The 16,794-nt window shown below is 66.1% G+C and carries 18 protein-coding genes and 1 riboswitch; of the genes, 8 read left to right on the top strand and 10 right to left on the bottom strand.

Annotated features, from left to right (window positions below; all coding sequences use genetic code 11):
- The first annotated feature begins 8 nt into the window (after nucleotides 1–8).
- The 5 genes from QQK25_RS11315 (at nucleotide 9) to QQK25_RS11295 (ending at nucleotide 2,887) form a co-directional block, all read left to right on the top strand.
- Complete coding sequence (locus QQK25_RS11315) at nucleotides 9–404, top strand: GpE family phage tail protein (RefSeq protein ID WP_284188022.1); 396 nt, start codon at nucleotides 9–11, stop codon at nucleotides 402–404.
- Nucleotides 405–689: 285 nt separating this feature from the next.
- Nucleotides 690–1,361, top strand: a complete 672-nt coding sequence (locus tag QQK25_RS11310) for a hypothetical protein (RefSeq protein ID WP_284188021.1) — start codon at nucleotides 690–692, stop codon at nucleotides 1,359–1,361.
- On the top strand, nucleotides 1,358–1,687 hold the full coding sequence (locus QQK25_RS11305; protein ID WP_284188020.1) for an XkdD/Y8K6 family phage-associated protein: 330 nt from the start codon (nucleotides 1,358–1,360) through the stop codon (nucleotides 1,685–1,687). The genes QQK25_RS11310 and QQK25_RS11305 overlap by 4 nt, the downstream gene beginning before the upstream one ends.
- Nucleotides 1,684–2,595, top strand: coding sequence for a hypothetical protein (locus tag QQK25_RS11300; protein ID WP_284188019.1), 912 nt, complete (start codon nucleotides 1,684–1,686; stop codon nucleotides 2,593–2,595). Before QQK25_RS11305 ends, QQK25_RS11300 begins: the two co-directional genes overlap by 4 nt.
- Nucleotides 2,582–2,887: a hypothetical protein gene (locus QQK25_RS11295; protein ID WP_284188018.1), complete on the top strand. Its 306-nt coding sequence runs from the start codon at nucleotides 2,582–2,584 to the stop codon at nucleotides 2,885–2,887. Before QQK25_RS11300 ends, QQK25_RS11295 begins: the two co-directional genes overlap by 14 nt.
- 175 nt (nucleotides 2,888–3,062) lie before the next feature.
- Here QQK25_RS11295 and scpB read toward each other — a convergent pair whose 3' ends face one another.
- From scpB to QQK25_RS11260, 7 genes are all read right to left on the bottom strand, one after another.
- Nucleotides 3,063–3,653, bottom strand: a complete 591-nt coding sequence (gene scpB, locus QQK25_RS11290; protein ID WP_284188017.1) for an SMC-Scp complex subunit ScpB — start codon at nucleotides 3,651–3,653, stop codon at nucleotides 3,063–3,065.
- Nucleotides 3,631–4,461, bottom strand: a complete 831-nt coding sequence (locus tag QQK25_RS11285; RefSeq protein WP_284188016.1) for a segregation and condensation protein A — start codon at nucleotides 4,459–4,461, stop codon at nucleotides 3,631–3,633. The genes scpB and QQK25_RS11285 overlap by 23 nt, the downstream gene beginning before the upstream one ends.
- An 82-nt stretch (nucleotides 4,462–4,543) precedes the next feature.
- Complete coding sequence (locus QQK25_RS11280) at nucleotides 4,544–5,746, bottom strand: tryptophan--tRNA ligase (protein ID WP_284188015.1); 1,203 nt, start codon at nucleotides 5,744–5,746, stop codon at nucleotides 4,544–4,546.
- 6 nt (nucleotides 5,747–5,752) lie between these two features.
- The gene (locus QQK25_RS11275) at nucleotides 5,753–6,412 is read right to left on the bottom strand and encodes a site-2 protease family protein (RefSeq protein ID WP_284188014.1); all 660 of its coding nucleotides are present in this window, start codon (nucleotides 6,410–6,412) and stop codon (nucleotides 5,753–5,755) included.
- Between the two features lie 89 nt (nucleotides 6,413–6,501).
- The gene (locus QQK25_RS11270; RefSeq protein ID WP_153160274.1) at nucleotides 6,502–7,125 is read right to left on the bottom strand and encodes an L-threonylcarbamoyladenylate synthase; all 624 of its coding nucleotides are present in this window, start codon (nucleotides 7,123–7,125) and stop codon (nucleotides 6,502–6,504) included.
- Nucleotides 7,126–7,143: 18 nt separating this feature from the next.
- A complete protein-coding gene (locus QQK25_RS11265; protein WP_284188013.1) occupies nucleotides 7,144–7,983 on the bottom strand; it encodes a 3',5'-nucleoside bisphosphate phosphatase in 840 nt (279 codons plus the stop codon).
- On the bottom strand, nucleotides 7,980–8,870 hold the full coding sequence (locus QQK25_RS11260; protein ID WP_284188012.1) for an alpha/beta fold hydrolase: 891 nt from the start codon (nucleotides 8,868–8,870) through the stop codon (nucleotides 7,980–7,982). Before QQK25_RS11260 ends, QQK25_RS11265 begins: the two co-directional genes overlap by 4 nt.
- A gap of 53 nt (nucleotides 8,871–8,923) precedes the next feature.
- A riboswitch (glycine riboswitch) is annotated at nucleotides 8,924–9,015 on the top strand.
- Between the two features lie 197 nt (nucleotides 9,016–9,212).
- Here QQK25_RS11260 and gcvT point away from each other — a divergent pair.
- The 3 genes from gcvT to gcvP all read left to right on the top strand — a co-directional run bounded on the left by gcvT (nucleotide 9,213) and on the right by gcvP (nucleotide 13,710).
- Entirely contained in the window at nucleotides 9,213–10,295 is a 1,083-nt protein-coding gene (gene gcvT, locus QQK25_RS11255; protein ID WP_284188011.1) for a glycine cleavage system aminomethyltransferase GcvT, read from the top strand.
- Nucleotides 10,296–10,344: 49 nt separating this feature from the next.
- A complete protein-coding gene (gene gcvH, locus QQK25_RS11250) occupies nucleotides 10,345–10,725 on the top strand; it encodes a glycine cleavage system protein GcvH (RefSeq protein ID WP_284188010.1) in 381 nt (126 codons plus the stop codon).
- A 93-nt stretch (nucleotides 10,726–10,818) separates the two neighbouring features.
- Complete coding sequence (gcvP, locus tag QQK25_RS11245) at nucleotides 10,819–13,710, top strand: aminomethyl-transferring glycine dehydrogenase (RefSeq protein ID WP_284188009.1); 2,892 nt, start codon at nucleotides 10,819–10,821, stop codon at nucleotides 13,708–13,710.
- An 83-nt stretch (nucleotides 13,711–13,793) separates the two neighbouring features.
- Here the strand turns inward: gcvP and QQK25_RS11240 are convergent, their stop codons facing one another.
- The 3 genes from QQK25_RS11240 to QQK25_RS11230 are packed head-to-tail and all read right to left on the bottom strand — an operon-like array spanning nucleotide 13,794 to nucleotide 16,784.
- Nucleotides 13,794–14,558: a S1C family serine protease gene (locus QQK25_RS11240; RefSeq protein WP_284188008.1), complete on the bottom strand. Its 765-nt coding sequence runs from the start codon at nucleotides 14,556–14,558 to the stop codon at nucleotides 13,794–13,796.
- 13 nt (nucleotides 14,559–14,571) lie between these two features.
- Entirely contained in the window at nucleotides 14,572–15,489 is a 918-nt protein-coding gene (locus tag QQK25_RS11235; protein ID WP_284188007.1) for a transglycosylase SLT domain-containing protein, read from the bottom strand.
- Between the two features lie 14 nt (nucleotides 15,490–15,503).
- Complete coding sequence (locus QQK25_RS11230) at nucleotides 15,504–16,784, bottom strand: nucleotide sugar dehydrogenase (protein WP_284188006.1); 1,281 nt, start codon at nucleotides 16,782–16,784, stop codon at nucleotides 15,504–15,506.
- Between the last annotated feature and the right edge of the window lie 10 nt (nucleotides 16,785–16,794).

Raw genomic sequence — 16,794 nt, 5'->3', positions numbered from 1 at the left:
CCAGCTCCATGCGCCACATCCACATCCGCCAACCTCGGGCCGGCGATCTGCTGGGCGTCTCAATCAAGGATCTGCTCGACATCGAAATGGGGGCCTTGATCCAGGTTCTCCCCAAGATCACCACCCCACGAATCCGGCGCAGCGAGGCCGAGCACGCGCCGCCCGCCGCATTGATCGCCCTCGGGGCGCGCGTTGCCAACCTGCTCATCGACGGACTACAGGAAGCCCAGCAGACCATGTCCGATGACTCGCTGAGGCTACCGCCGGCCGTTGAGGAGGCCATGGCCGACATCGCCACCGTGTTTCATTGGCCCATGGCCGAACTGCGCGCGCTCACCATTCCCGAATTGCTCACCTGGCACGCCAGGGCTCGCGCCCGCGCTTGCCCCGACGAACAGGACTGATGCATTCCGGGCCTTGACGCCCGCAAAATCGAAGCGCATCATCAGCCGCAGCTTCCGAAACAGAGGAAGCCGGGATTGGAACCCCGGAAAGCTCAGGCCTAGAAAGGCCGCGCAAGCGGTTTTTTTACGTCGATTGCATGGTGACGCCTGTTCAATGGCGGGCCGTGTGGGGCAGCCGCAAGGCTGGCCGGACCCTGAGCCCGGTAGTTCCAACCCCGCACGGTTCCGCCGCCCCCATTGGAACGGGAGCAGCGGAGAACAGACCACAAGCTCAGGAGCACCACCATGCGCCAATCCGCCTCGGGCACGCACGCCCACACCTCGGCCCCGACCGACACTCCGGCCACGCTCAGCACCGCCGAATTCGCCGCGCTGAACCACGTCAAGCCCAACACCGTACGGCAACGCCTGTGCGACACCGCCAGCTTCTACGGCGTCCGCCCGGTCAAGCTCGCCAGCCGCCGCCTGCTGTGGCCCGCGATCATGGTCACCGTCGATGGTCCTGTCGTCCTCCCCGTGGAGGGCGGTCACCATACTTATGCCGGCCCACAGCCCTTCCATCGTTTTCCGCTTCCGCCTCTACCGCGCCCTGCGTTGCGTTGTCGGCCCCTTGTTCGCCTTCCGACTCACCCTGGCCGGGAGGGCGCAAGCATGAACGCACGCGCGCCCCGCCGATTTCTTCAACTCGTGGTCGACAACACGGAAGCGGCTGCCCTACGTGCCCGAAACCTCCAACTCGCCGACGACATCGAAACCATCTCCGATATCGCCCGCGGCGGCCGGATTAGCACCTTCGCGTGGATTATCGTGAGGCCGAACGGAGAGACCGAACAGGGCATTCTCGGAAAGCAGGGCGCCGACCTAACGGGAGTCCTTCGCGGCGCCAGAAACCTGCAGAAGATCTTTCAGAAACGGATCGACGAAGGCGCCAACGCATCGCAAGGGGCGCGGTTATGAACGCATGCCAATTCACCCTTGGACCCTGGCGCCGCGCCGGGCACCGAGCCATTGCAGCAGGAACGGGAGAGAACAGAGTCACCATCTGCGAGGTCTTCTCGTGGGGAGACTGCACCGAGGCGGACGGAAACGAAGCGCTGATCGCAGCCGCACCTGAACTGCATGCTGCCGCTGCAGCAGTCTTCGACTTCATCGATGCCGGCTTCCTGACGGTTGGGATACTCGCCGAAGACAACCTGGAACGCGTGGCGGCCTGTGGCCGGGCAATCGACGCCCTTGCCGCCGCCCTTACCAAAGCGCGGAGCCCCCGCGGGGGTGCATCATGACTTCAGGGGAACAGCTCATTACGTTCAAGCGCACCGAGTTGGAAAGCCTGATCGGTGCCGGCCCCCTCGCCTTCCAGGCCTACGTGCTGCTGCGGTGGTGGATGGACTACCGGACCGGAATCACCGGGCGGCAGCGCCCCGTCAGCCTTGCCATGCTCGCCGCCTACTGCGAAACCCACACCCCGCGGGGCGCGGGCCTGCAGATCGAGAAACCCACCGAGAAGAGCATCCGTTGCGCCATCGACCGCCTACAGCGAATCGGCTTGCTGCGCCGGCTCGCCGGCACACGATTGGCTTTCAGCTTACCCATGGCCGCCATCGCCTCCGCTCGCCCGATTCAAACCGGGCACGGTGCGGGCAGGCATTCATCCACAGAACAGGGCGGCTCGGAAGCCAAGCGGAGAGCGACTTACAGGCCCATACAGGGCATGCAGTTCGCAGCCATCCGACAGCCGAACCGGGCACACATCAAGAATCATGTTTGTGAACGTGTACCGGACTGGCTTGTGGATAAACTCACCGCGGCCGGCATCCTGCCCGACAGCGCAGCTTCGGCCATCGACCACCTTGCCGAACTAGCGAACTCACCGGAACGCCTCGATGACGCCATCGAGCGTGCCCGCCGCTTGCGCCAACGGGCCGGCAGCACCCAGGCGCTGAACGCGGGACTCCTCCGCTCGATCCTGCAGGGCGCCGGGAACCATCCTGGTATCTGGATGAACGCCCTGCCGGCCACCCGGCAACTAACGAACCGACAACCGCAAATCGACCCGCAAGCCCCGCCACGTCCCGGTGAAAGCTGGGATGCGTACCGGCTGCGCCTTCACCGGAGCGCACCGAACGGCGAAGGCGCAGACCAACAAGGCCGCCGCTCGCAACTTGAAGGGAAGATCCATGACCAACGATGACGAACCAGACCCTCAGAACAAGAACGCCGCCCTAAGCCTCTCGAAGGAACGAGCCGACGAACTGAAGCGCGCCAGTACAGCATTGCTTCACTGGATGGCAGAGCAGATCGTCAATGAGCTTATCGAGGAATCGCAACAGGTGCGAACGCCGGGCGATGAAGCCCTTGAAAGCGCGACTACCTCCAAGCTGCAGAAGACGGTGGTTGAGCGCCCCAGGACGCCGCCCCGCACGTCACAGCCCACCCATCCGGGCACAGTGCCGCCTCGCTGGAAACCGGAGTCGGAAACCTGAAAAGAGAAAGGGCGATTGAGCCGAAACTCAACCGCCCTTCCGCCATCGACCGCCTGATCGAATGAAGACTCGCCACCGAAAGATAGAGAACACATCCCGCTGAATCAAGGGGAAAAAGCGTACACGGCGGGTATACGGGTAAAAAAATCGACCCAACAGCGGATAAAAATAAAACCTAACTTGCTGTTTTTTCTGTTATTTCCGAAACAGAACCAGGAATCTCTACAAGATCCATGATCCTTTCGATTTCAGTCAACGGAGGCAACTCGGTCAGGCTTCGCAGTCCGAGGTCCTCCAGGAATTTTCGGGTCGTGGCATACAGGCCCGGCCGACCGGGGGTATCCCGATGACCGACCACATCCACCCACCCTCGCGACTCGAGGGTCTTCAATACATTGGTCGAGACCACCACGCCACGGATGTCCTCGATGTCACCGCGCGTCACAGGCTGGCGGTAGGCAATGATCGCCAGGGTCTCGAGCACCGCCCGGGAATACTTGGGCGGCCGCTCTTCCTTCAGGCGATCGAGATAGACCTGGTACTCGGGGCGCGTCTGGAAACGCCAGCCACCAGCCGTCTGGATCAGCTCGACGCCCCTGCCCTGCCAGTCTTCAGCCAGCTCGCCCAGCAGGCGCCGGATGAAATCGGAGCCGGGCTCTTCGTCGAAGAGCCGGCGCAGCTCGCTCACCGACAAGGGCGCAGGCGCCGCCAGCAGGGCCGTTTCCAGCACCAGCTTGAAGGCTTCAGTCGATTCCGGCTGCACCATCGGCACGTTTCACATAAATCGGCGCAAAGGCCTCGTTCTGAGTGACCACCACGAGGCGCTCCTTCACGAGCTCGAGGGTGGCAAGAAAGCTCACTACCAGGCTGGGTACGCCCAGGTCGGGGTCGAACAGGGATTCGAACACCACAAAGGTGTCGTCCCGCAGTTTTCGCAGGATCAGCGTCATGTGCTCGCGCACCGACAGCTCTTCCCGCTGGATCGTGTGGTGCCGCTTGAGGCGGCTCTGGCGGGCGATCTTCAGCCACGCCAGTTGCAGGTCGTGCAGGCTCACGGCCGGCAGACGCTCGACGACCTTCTCGGCCACGAACACCCCGACCCACTCGAAATCCCGCTCCACGCGGGGCAGTTCATCGAGGCGCGCGGCGGCGAGCTTGACCTGCTCGTATTCGAGCAGACGACGCACCAGCTCGGCGCGGGGATCAAGCTCCTCGGCTTCTTCGGCCCGCGGCGGCCGGGGCAGCAGCATGCGCGACTTGATCTCCAGCAGCGTCGCGGCCATCAGCAGATAGTCGGCAGCGAGCTCGAGATTGTGCTGGCGCATCGCCTCCACGTATTCCAGATACTGCACCGTCAGCGGTGCCATCGGAATGTCGAGGACGTTGATGTTGGCCTTGCGGATCAGGTAGAGCAGCAGGTCGAGCGGGCCTTCGAAGGCGTCGAGGAAGACCTCCAGCGCATCGGGCGGGATGTACAGATCCTTCGGCAAATCGAAGATCGGCTGGCCGTACATCCGGCCGATGACGGCTTCGATGGGCTCGGCGGGCGGCGCCAGATCGAGCGGCGCCGTCATGGCTGGTCAACCGCCGCGCAGGCTAACACGCCGGACGCAGGGCTCCAAGGCAAAAATCCGCGTCCGGCCACGGCCTGAAACATCAGCTGTAGCTCAGGCCCATCGCGTCGCGGACTTCGCGCATGGTTTCCTGGGCGAGCTTGCGGGCCTTGTCGCAGCCGTCGGCCACGATGCTGCGCACCAGGCTCGGGTCGTCGAGATAGGGCTGGGCGCGCTCGCGCATCAGGTCCTGCTCCTTCAGCACGGCGTCGATGACCGGCTGCTTGCACTCGATGCAGCCGATGCCGGCGCTGGTGCAGCCCTGGGTCACCCACTCGCGGGTCTTGTCGTCGGAGTAGATGACGTGGAACTGCCACACCGGGCACTTTTCCGGATTGCCCGGATCGGTGCGCCGCACGCGGGCCGGATCGGTCTGCATGGTGCGGATCTTCTTGCCCAGGGTGTCGGCCTCTTCGCGCAGGAAGATGGTGTTGCCGTAGGACTTGGACATCTTCTGGCCATCGAGGCCAGGCATGCGGGAGGCTTCGGTGAGCAGCGCGCCCGGCTCGACGAGGATCATCTTGCCGCTGCCTTCGAGGTAGCCGTAGAGGCGCTCGCGGTCGCCCAGCGACAGGCTCTGGGCTTCTTCGAGCAGCGCCTTGCCGAGAGCCAGGCCCTCTTCGTCGCCGTTCTGCTGAAAGCGAGTGCGGAACTCTTCGTACAGCTTGGCGCGCTTGCTGCCGAGCTTCTTGATGGCTTCCTTGGCCTTGTCCTCGAAGCCGGGCTCGCGGCCGTACATGTGGTTGAAGCGGCGAGCGAGTTCGCGGGTGAATTCGACGTGGGGCAGCTGGTCCTCGCCCACCGGCACCTTGTCGGCACGGTAGATCAGGATGTCGGCGCTCATCAGCAGCGGGTAACCGAGGAAGCCGTAGGTGGTCAGATCCTTGTGGGAGAGCTTCTCCTGCTGGTCCTTGTAGGTGGGCACGCGTTCGAGCCAGCCCTGGGGCGTCATCATCGACATGAGCAGGTGCAGCTCGGCGTGCTCCGGCACGCGGGACTGGATGAAGATGGTCGCCTGGGACGGGTCGACGCCAGCGGCCAGCCAGTCGACGATCATCTCCCACACGCTGCCCTCGATGCCCTTCGGGTTGTCGTAGTCGGTCGTCAGGGCGTGCCAGTCGGCGGCAAAGAAGAGGCAGGGGTACTCGGACTGCAGCTTGACCCAGTTTTTCAGGACGCCGTGGTAGTGGCCGAGGTGGAGACGCCCGGTGGGGCGCATGCCGGAGAGGACGCGTTCAGCGAACATGGGATGTCAAAGTCCAATAACGGTTGCGAGAGCAAAACGGAAAAGGGCCACCAGCGGCCCGAGGATGTCGCCAAGGATACCGGTTAGCAGCAGGAACAGCAGGATCGGAAAACCATACGGCTCGATCTGCGCAAACTTGTAGGCCGGGCCCGGCGGGAGCAGGCTCACCGCGATGCGGCCACCGTCGAGGGGCGGCAGCGGCACGAGGTTGAGGAGCATCAGCACGGCGTTGATCTGCATGCCGGCGTCGGCCATCTTGGCCATCGGCAGCGCGTAGGCATTGTCGGGCATCCCCACCGCCACGCGGAACAGCAGCGCCCAGCCGATGGCCATCACCAGATTGGCAAAGGGCCCTGCGGCGGCCACCCACAGCATGTCGGCCTTGGGGTTCTTCAGGCGGCCAAAGTTGACCGGCACCGGCTTGGCCCAGCCGAACAGCATCGCCCCGGCGCCCACGAGGCTGCTGGTGATGAGGATCAGCCCCGGCACCAGGATCGTGCCCACCGGGTCGATGTGGCGGATCGGGTTGAGGCTGATCCGGCCGGCGAGCTCGGCGGTGCGGTCGCCAAAGTGCCGTGCGGCATAGCCGTGCGCCGCCTCGTGCAGGGTGATGGCGAACAGCACGGGCAGCGCCCAGATGGTCAGCGTGACGATGAGTTCTTGCATGAATTTGGTCCGAGCGGGGGCGTGGATTCTATCAGAGCCAGCCCGCCGGCCCCGCGGAATCCAGCCGAATCCCCAAGGCCGGCAACAACTTACAACCCGAACGGGGCGAGACTGCCCCGTCCTTCGCGCACCAGCACCGGGCTTCCGCCGGTGAGATCGATGACCGTGGTGGCCTCGCCGCGACAGGGGCCGGCCTCGATGATGAGATCCACCTCCTTCTCGAGGCGGTCGCGGATGTCTTCCGGATCGGTCAGCGGATGCTCGTCGTCGGGCAGGAGCAGCGTGGAACTCAGCAGCGGCTCGCCCAGTTCGGCGAGGAGCGCCGACACCACGGGATGATCAGGCACCCGCAGGCCGATGGTCTTGCGCTTGGGGTGGAGCAGCCGGCGCGGGAGCTCCTTGGTGCCTTCGAGGATGAAGGTGTACGGCCCCGGCGTGGTGGCCTTGAGGAGCCGGTACTGGCTGTTATCCACCCGGGCGTAGGTGGCAATCTCCGACAGATCGCGGCAGATCAGTGTGAAGTGATGGCGCTCATCCACCCCGCGGATGCGGCGGATGCGCGCCAGCAGCGCGTTGTCGCCGGTGTGGCCGCCGAGGGCGTAGGCCGAATCGGTGGGAAAGGCGACGAGACCGCCGCCGCGCATGATCTCCGCCGCCTGCTTGATGAGGCGGGGCTGGGGTTGCTCGGGGTGCAGCGTGAAGAACTGGGCCATGATGAAGAAACGGGACTTTCAGATCAGACGCGACCACACGGGCGTGAGGTCGGGCGGCAGCGGAGGCGCCCGACCGAGATCGATCGGGCTGTCTTCCGGGCCATGGAAATCGGAGGCGCGGGAGGCCATCAGGCCAAACTTGCGCGCCATCCGCGCAAAGGCGAGCACCTGCCCGCCGTCGTGGGCGCCGCAGGCAACCTCGACAGCATCGCCGCCGAGCTCGCGAAACTTGTCGAAGAGGATGTCCATCTCCACGTGGGACAGCCGGTAGCGGCCCGGGTGGGCGATCACCGCCAACCCGCCGGCACCCTTGATCCAGCCGACGGCATCCTCCAGCGTCGCCCAAACGTGCTCCACGTAGCCCGGCTTGCCGCGGGCAAGGTAATGGAGGAACACGTCATGGACGTTCTTCGCGCAGCCGGCTTCAACCAGAAAACGCGCGAAGTGGGCCCGGCTGATGAGCGCCGGGTTGCCCACGTAGCGCAGCGCGCCTTCGAGGGCGCCGTGGATGCCGATGCGGTCGAGCTCGGCGGCAATCTTTGCCGCCCGGCCATCGCGGCCGCTGCGCACCTGATCGAGCCCGGCGATGAGCGCCGCGTTGGATGGATCGACGCCCAGGCCGACGATGTGCACCGTCTGGTCCAGCCACGACACCGACACCTCGACCCCGGGCACGAACCGCAGCCCCAGCTCGGCAGCGGTGGCGGCAGCCTCGGGCAGACCGAGAAGTTCGTCGTGATCGGTCAGGGCGAGCAGATCGACCCCGTTGGCGTGGGCGCGTCGCACCACTTCGGCGGGCGCCAGGGTGCCGTCCGAAGCGGTGGAGTGGCAGTGAAGATCAGCGTTGACGGCGTTCATGATCCCTTGGACAGCAGAAAATCTTCGATGATCCGGGCTGTGATGCCCGGCTGGTCGTGATGCAGGTTGTGGCCGCTGTCGGCCACGTCCACCTCACGAAAATCCCGGAAGGCGGCCCGCGCCTCGGCGTGGGCTTCGTCGGTCACGCCAAGCCGGCGACGCAGATCGGGCTCGGCCGGCTCGACCCACAGGGTCGGCGCCGTCACCCGTCGCCACGCGGCAAGGGCCTCGGCGCGCCGGTACAGCACGGCATTCACGCGGCGATGGGCCGGATCGCCTGCGAGGCGGATACCGCCCTCCCCATCCGGCTCGCCCAGGTGCTCGGCGAGAAACGCGGCCTTGTCGGCCGAAAGGCGCGGGTTGTCGGCCTGCAGACGGGCGGCCAGCGCGGCACGATCCGGGTAGCGCCGGAAGCCCGCCGGGCGTTCGAGATCATTGAGCCACTTCTCGAGCCTGCCCGGGGCGTTCTCCGGCGGGTTGTCGGCGAGCCCGAAGGCGTCCAGCGCCACCAGCCGCGCAACCCGCGCCGGACGCACGCCAGCGTAAAGGCAGGCCACGTTGCCGCCCATGCTGTGGCCAACCAGCCGCACCGGCTCGTCGGGCGAACAGCTGCGCAGGATCGCATCGAGATCGGCCACGTAATCGGGAAACCAGTAGGCATCGCCGCCGTTCCACTGGCTGAGGCCGAAGCCCCGCCAGTCGGGGGCGATCACATGCCAGTCGGCTTCCAGCGCATCCACCACGAACTGGAAGGACGCCGAGACATCCATCCAGCCGTGCAGCAGGAACACCTTGGGCGCACCTTCCTCACCCCATTCGCGGAGGTGGTAGCGCAGGCCGCGAACGTCGAGATGGCGGCTGCGGGAAGGGCGTCGGATCAGGGTCATCCCTCGAAGTTTAGCAGACCCTTGCCGTAGGCCATGCCCGGTGGTAAGGTGCGCGCCGTCGTGTGGGAGAGTGTTCGCGCAGCTGCTGCGAACCGCCGAAGGCGCAACCCCCGGAACCGCTCAGGCAAAAGGACCGCCGACGAATCAACAATCTGGAGAGTGATGCCGCCCGTTTTCCGTGCTCTGCCACGGCCGGCCGCATCCACCGAAGGGGCACGCAGCCGGCACCAATCGCCGCTGCAATCTCTCAGGTACAAAGGACAGATGGGGCCGACGCGATTTCCGAATCGCGTCGGCCCCATTGCTTTTCTACACTGTAACGATTGCCCCCGGAGATCCACGATGACCCAGCGCACCCCTCTTCACGCCACCCACGTCGCCGCAGGCGCCCGCATGGTGGATTTCGCCGGCTGGGACATGCCGGTGAACTACGGCTCCCAGATCGAGGAACACCACGCCGTCCGCCGCGACGCCGGCATGTTCGACGTCTCCCACATGCTTGCACTGGATCTCGCCGGCGCTGGCGCCAAGGCCTTCCTGCGCGGCCTCATCGCCAACGACGTGGCCAAGCTCACCGAGCCGGGCAAGGCGCTCTACAGCTGCATGCTCAACCCGGAAGGCGGCGTGATCGACGACCTGATCGTCTATTACCTCTCCGACACCGAATACCGTATCGTCGTCAATGCCGGCACCGCCGACAAGGACGTGGCCTGGATGCAGCAGCAGCTCGCCGCCACCGGCCTCGCCGCCACCCTCACCCCGCGCCGTGATCTGGCGATGATCGCCGTCCAGGGCCCCAACGCCCGCGCCAAGACGTGGGCCGCCATCCCTGGCGCCGAAGCCGCCTCTGCCGGCCTCAAGATCTTCCAGGCCGCCGCCTTCGGCGACTTCTTCATCGCCCGCACCGGCTACACCGGCGAAGACGGCTTCGAGCTCACCCTGCCGGCCGATCAGGCTGCCGCGACCTGGGACGCCCTCGTCGCCGCCGGCGTCAAGCCCTGCGGCCTCGGTGCCCGCGATACCCTGCGCCTCGAAGCCGGCATGGCCCTCTACGGCAACGACATGGACGAGACCATCTCGCCGCTCAACGCCGGCCTCACCTGGACGGTCGATTTCAAGGATACCGACCGCGACTTCATCGGCAAGGCCGCCCTCCAGGCCAACCCGGCCACCAAGCAGGTGCTCGGCCTGGTGCTTGAAGACAAGGGCGTTCTGCGCGCCCATCAGACCGTCTTCACCGCCCAGGGCGAAGGCGAGACCACCAGCGGCACCTTCTCGCCGACCCTCGAAAAGGCCATCGCCATGGCCCGCCTGCCCCTGGGCGTGGCACCCGGCGATGCCGTCGAGGTGGACATCCGCGGCAAGCGCCTCAAGGCGCGGGTGGTCAAAGCCTCTTTCGTCCGTAACGGCAAACCCCTAATCTGATTCCTGCCGCATTCCTGCGCTCTTCAACCATTCCACAAAGGACATCCCCATGAGCAAGCTCCAGGCCGATCTGCGCTACACCGCCTCCCACGAATGGGTCCGCACCGAAGCGGACGGCTCCCTCACCGTCGGCATCACCGACCACGCCCAGGAAGCCCTCGGCGACGTGGTCTTCCTCGAGCTGCCCGACGCCGGCCGGGTCGTCGCCGCCGGTGAGAGCATCGCCGTGATCGAATCGGTCAAGGCTGCCTCCGACATCTACGCCCCGGTCGCCGGCGAGATCATCGCCAACAACCAGGACGCCGTGGACGCACCCGAGTCCGTCAATGCCGACGCCTACGCCGCCTGGCTGTTCAAGATCAAGCCGGCCAACGCCGCCGACGTGGACGCCCTCCTCGACGCCGCCGGCTACGAAGCCGCCATCGGCTGACCTCCCGTCGCCCGACTGGGGCGTGCCACGTCGGCGCGCCCCCTGTGAGCCGCCCGTGCTCGCCTTTGCCGTAACCCAACCCGAGTTTTTCCCATGTCGAAGACGCTTCTCTCCGCCCCGCTCGCCACGCTCGAACAGGGCGACGACTTCATCCGCCGCCACCTGGGCCCCTGTGCCTCCGAGCTGCCAGCGCTGCTCGCCGCCGTCGGTGTCGACTCCCTCGACACCCTGATCGACCAGACCGTGCCGGCCGGCATCCGCCTGCCCGCGCCGCTGGCCATCGGCGAACCGACGCCCGAGCACGTGGCCCTGGCCCGCCTGAAGGCCATCGCCGGCAAGAACGTGCTGAAGAAATCGCTCATCGGCATGGGCTACTACGACACCATCACGCCCAAGGTCATCCTGCGCAACGTGATGGAAAACCCGGGCTGGTACACCGCCTACACGCCCTACCAGGCCGAGATCGCCCAGGGCCGGCTCGAGGCCCTGCTGAACTTCCAGCAGATGGTCATCGACCTCACCGGGCTCGAGCTCGCCAACGCCTCGCTGCTCGACGAAGCCACCGCCGCGGCCGAAGCCATGGCCATGGCCCGGCGCATCTCCAAGGTCAAGAGCCAGGCCTTCTTCGTGGATGAAGGCGTCTTCCCGCAGACCCTCGACGTGGTGCGCACCCGCGCCGACTACTTCGGCTTCGAGCTGATCGTCGGCCCCGCTGCCGAGGCGGCCCACCACGACGTGTTTGGCGCCCTGCTGCAATACCCGGACGAGCGTGGCGTGGTGGCCGACATCGCCGCCCCGATCGCCGGCCTCAAGGCCAAGGGCGCGGTGGTGGCAGTCGCCTCCGACCTGCTGGCGCTGGTGCTGCTCAAGTCGCCCGGCGCGCTGGGTGCCGACATCGCCCTGGGCTCGGCCCAGCGCTTCGGCGTGCCGCTGGGCTTTGGCGGCCCCCACGCGGCCTTCTTCGCCACCCGTGAGAGCCATGTCCGCTCCATGCCGGGCCGCATCATCGGCGTCTCCAAGGACGCCCGCGGCAAGACCGCCCTGCGCATGACCCTGCAGACCCGCGAGCAGCACATCCGCCGCGAGAAGGCCAACTCCAACATCTGCACGTCCCAGGTGCTGCTGGCCAACATGGCCGGCATGTACGCCGTGTATCACGGCCCGGAGGGCCTGCGCACCATCGCCGCCCGCGTCCATCGCCTCGCCGCCACCCTGGCTGAAGGCCTGCGCCAGGCCGGCTTCGTGCTCGCAGCCGACACCTTCTTCGACACCATCCAGGTGGAAACCGGCGCCCGCTCCGCCGAGATCTACGCCACCGCCCAGGCCGCCGGCTTCAACCTGCGCCACGTGGATGGCCGCGCCCTTGGCATCGCCATCGACGAGAAGACCACCCTCGACGACATCGCCGCGCTGCTGGCCGCCTTCGGCGCCAAGGCCGACGTTGCCGCCCTCGACGCCACCGTCGCCGCCCGTGGCGGCAACCTGCCGGCCGAGCTGCTGCGCGACGACGCCATCCTCGCCCACCCGGTGTTCAACACCCACCACACCGAGCACGAGATGCTGCGCTACCTCAAGCGCCTGCAGAACCGCGACCTGGCGCTGGATCACTCGATGATCTCCCTGGGCTCGTGCACCATGAAGCTCAACGCCACCAGCGAGATGATCCCCGTCACCTGGCCCGAGTTCGCCGACATCCACCCGTTCGCCCCGGCTGACCAGACCGCTGGCTACCTCGAGATGATCGAGGGCCTCGCCGCCCAGCTGCGCGAGATCACCGGCTTCGACGCCATCTGCATGCAGCCCAACTCCGGCGCCCAGGGCGAATACGCCGGCCTCGTGGCGATCCGTCGCTACCACACCGCCCGTGGCGATCATCACCGCACCGTGTGCCTGATCCCCAAGTCGGCCCACGGCACCAACCCGGCCACCGCCCAGATGTGCGGCATGGATGTGGTGGTGGTGGCCTGTGACGACAACGGCAACGTCGACCTCGCCGACCTCAAGGCAAAGGCCGAGCAGCACGCCGACAAGCTCGCCGCACTGATGATCACCTACCCGTCCACCCACGGCGTGTTCGAAGAAGCCATCCGCGAAATCTGCGCCACCGTGCACCAGTACGGCGGCCAGGTTTACATGGACGGCGCCAACATGAACGCCCAGGTCGGCCTCACCTCCCCCGCCACCATCGGCGCGGACGTGAGCCACATGAACCTCCACAAGACCTTCTGCATCCCCCACGGCGGCGGCGGCCCGGGCATGGGCCCGATCGGCCTGAAGGCCCACCTCGCCCCGTTCATGGCCGACCACGTCGTGGCCGCCACCGGCAGCGAGGATCGCCCCAACGCCGGCCAGGGCGCGGTGTCCGCCGCCCAGTTCGGCTCGGCCAGCATCCTCCCGATCTCGTGGATGTACATCACCATGATGGGCGGCCGCGGCCTCAAGCGCGCCACCGAAGTGGCCATCCTCAACGCCAACTACGTGGCCAGCCAGCTCGCGGCGCACTACCCGGTGCTCTACACCGGCAGCCAGGGTCGCGTCGCCCACGAGTGCATCCTCGACATCCGCCCGATCAAGGCTGCCACCGGCATCTCCGAGGTGGACATCGCCAAGCGCCTGATGGACTACGGCTTCCACGCCCCCACCATGTCCTTCCCGGTGGCAGGCACGATCATGGTCGAGCCCACCGAATCCGAGGATAAGGGCGAGCTCGACCGCTTCATCGACGCGATGGTGGCGATTCGCGGTGAGCTCCGCGCCATCGAGGAAGGCCGCCTTCCCGCTGACAACAACCCGCTGAAGAACGCGCCCCACACCCAGGCCGACTTCCTGGGCGACTGGGACCGCCCCTACTCCCGCAGCGAAGCCGCCTTCCCGCTGGCGTGGGTGAGCGACAACAAGTTCTGGCCGAGCGTGAACCGCATCGACGATGTCTACGGTGACCGCAACCTGTTCTGTTCCTGCGTGCCGATGGACGAGCTGGCCTGATCTGCCAAGGCATAAAAAAGCCCGGGGTCTTCTGGACCTCGGGCTTTTTTACGCCGGTGCGGCAGGCTCGCGTAGCGCGTGGCTCAGGGCGTGAGCAGCGTCTTAACGAAGGCGGCGGGAATCGCGTAGGAGATGCCCGACGGCGAGGTTATTGCGGATTCCTTACCGCCCTTGACAAACACCATGCTGAGCACGCCCAGCACCTCGCCCGTACCCGCATCGAACAGCGGGCTACCGCTGTTGCCCGGGTAGGAGATCAGATCGAGCTGAATCACCGAGTAGCCGCCCGCGGCAAGCCTGCGCACGGCGGCGCCGTCCAGCTGCTTCGCAGTGGCGACCGGCCGACCGATGGGGGTGATCGCAGACACGATTCCCTTGTGGGTCACCGGCACGATGCCGATGCTGCCGCCAAGGGGGAAGCCGGTCACGGCCACGTCCTGGCCGTCGCGCACCGCGGCCGAATCGCCCAGCGGCAGCGCCGGCATGGGCGGGCCTTCGAAGCGCACCACCGCCAGATCGTGCTCGATATCGACGGACTCCTTGGTGATTGGCCGGGCCGTCACCTTTCCCGAGCCCGCCATCGCCATCACCAGCTTTTCGTCGTCGCCGAGATCGGAAACGCCAACAACGTGGGCGTTGGTGACGATCTGATTGCCGTTCCCCGCGACGAAGCCGGTTCCGAGAAATCGGAAACGGGGGTTCCGCGTGGGAGACAGGGTCCCAATCGCAACCACGGAGCGCTTGACCGACGCCACGGTATCGGGGAAGTCAGCCCTTGCCGGCGGAGCGACGACACAGGCGAGCGCCATCACCCCGGACATCAGCGAACGGGAAATTCGGAAACCCATCGGGCTCACCTCACTAATTGACGGCCTTGATCGCAGAGAGCGCAGGCGATGCGTTTACGAGTCTCGCATCGAAGGGATGTTCCGTCCGCGGGAAGAATTCGAGGATGCGCCGGACGTAAGCCTGGGTTTCCTTGTACGGGGGCACGCCCCGATAGCGGTCCACCGCGCCTTCACCAGCGTTGTAGCCGGCCACGGCCAGCGCCACGTTGCCCCGGTAGTAGGCCAGCAGCCAGCGCAGGTAGGCAAGGCCACCCTTGATGTTCTCCACCGGATCGTAGCTGTCCTTGACGTTGAAACGGCTGGCCGTCTCGGGGATCAGCTGCATCACGCCCATCGCGTTCTTGGGCGACAGGGCATTGGAATCGAAATTGGACTCGGTCGTCGCGATGGCCAGCGCCAGCCGCGGCTCGATCGAGAAACGCGGGGCGAGCGTGGTGATCAGCTCGACCATCTTCTTCTTGCGCTCAGGCAGCGACGCCAGATACTTGCGGGAATCCCAGTTGTCGCGGATCGAGAACGCCCACTCGACGCTGTGCGTCTTCAGGCATTCGGGCACCGCGCCGGTGTATTCGCCGGCCACCCGACGGGCCTTGCCGGCGCCTTCGTGACCCTTGAACACCGCCATCTCGAACAGCGTCGCGGCGATCCCGTCGTCCCGGGGCACACCGCGGCCGTTCGCGTACATCCAGCCCAGGCTGTACATCGCCTCGGCACTGCCCGAACGGACCGCCTCGCAATACAGCTCGGCCGCCCGTTCGGGATCACGGGGGACGCCTTCACCGTGCTCGAAGGCCAGCGCCTGCTCGACGATCTGCCGGGCATCGACGTTGGCGGCCTCGAACTTCGGCTCGGCGGCCTGCACGACGCGCGCGCCGCCTGCCAGGCTCGCACCCAGCAGGACGATGGAAAGCAGCTGCTTCACGCGCGTCATGCCCCGGGGCCCGCTTAGAGACGCCAAACCTTGGCGCCCACCGCTTCGATCTCGGCCGGATCGTAGAAGCTCTTCACGTCGGTGAACACGCCGTTCGGCACCAGCTTGTCGCACAGCTTGGCCACGCCCATCTCGGCGTATTCCTTGTGGGCGACGGCGGCGACGATGGCGCCGGCCTTCGGGAGCTTGTCCCAGGCGGTGAGGCTCACGCCGTACTCGTGCTCGGCCTCGGCGGATTCGGCCACCGGGTCGTGCACGTGCACCTTGACGCCGTAGCTCTGCAGTTCGCGGATCACGTCGATGACCTTGCTGTTGCGCAGGTCCGGGCAGTTTTCCTTGAAGGTGAGGCCCAGCACGATCACGTCGGCGCCCTTGATGTTGAGACCGTTCTGGATCATGGTCTTGACGGTTTCTTCGGCGACGTACTTGCCCATGCTGTCGTTGATGCGACGGCCGGCGAGGATGACTTGCGGGTGGTAGCCCAGCATGTCGGCCTTGTGGGTGAGGTAGTACGGGTCGACGCCGATGCAGTGGCCGCCCACCAGGCCCGGACGGAAGGGCAGGAAGTTCCACTTGGTGCCGGCGGCCTTGAGCACTTCGAGGGTGTCGATGCCGATCTTGTGGAAGATCACGGAGAGTTCGTTCATCAGGGCGATGTTGAGGTCGCGCTGGGTGTTCTCGATGACCTTGGCGGCTTCGGCGACCTTGATGGAGCTGGCCGGGTAGACGCCGGCGGTGATCACGGAGGCGTAGGTGTCGGCGACGATCTTGAGGGTTTCCGGGGTATCGCCGGAGACGACCTTCATGATCTTGGTGACGGTACGTTCCTTGTCGCCCGGGTTGATGCGCTCGGGGGAGTAGCCGACGTTGAAGTCCTGCTTCCACTTCATGCCCGAGAACTTCTCGAGGATGGGGATGCAGACTTCTTCGGTGGCGCCGGGATACACGGTGGATTCGTAGACGACGATCGCACCCTTCTTCATGTACTTGCCGACGCTCTCGGAGGACTTGACCAGCGGGGTGAAGTCCGGCTGGTGGGCGTCATCCACCGGGGTGGGCACGGCGACGATGATGAAGTCGGCTTCTGCGATGATCTTCGGGTCGGTGCTGCAGGTGAGGTGCACCGCGGCCTTCAGGTCTTCGGTGGCGACTTCGCCGGTCGGGTCCACGTGGCGGGCGTAGGCATCGACCTTCTCCTGGTGGAGGTCGAAACCGACGGTTTTCACTTTCTTGCCGAATTCAACGGCGAGGGGCAGGCCAACGTAGCCGAGGCCGATAACTGCAATGGTGGTCATTTCAGAGGTT

Origin of the sequence: Zoogloea oryzae (assembly GCF_030161255.1) — a bacterium.
Lineage (GTDB): Bacteria > Pseudomonadota > Gammaproteobacteria > Burkholderiales > Rhodocyclaceae > Zoogloea > Zoogloea oryzae.
Note: the sequence above shows the minus strand (reverse complement) of the source record. Positions and strands in the feature narration are given on the sequence as shown.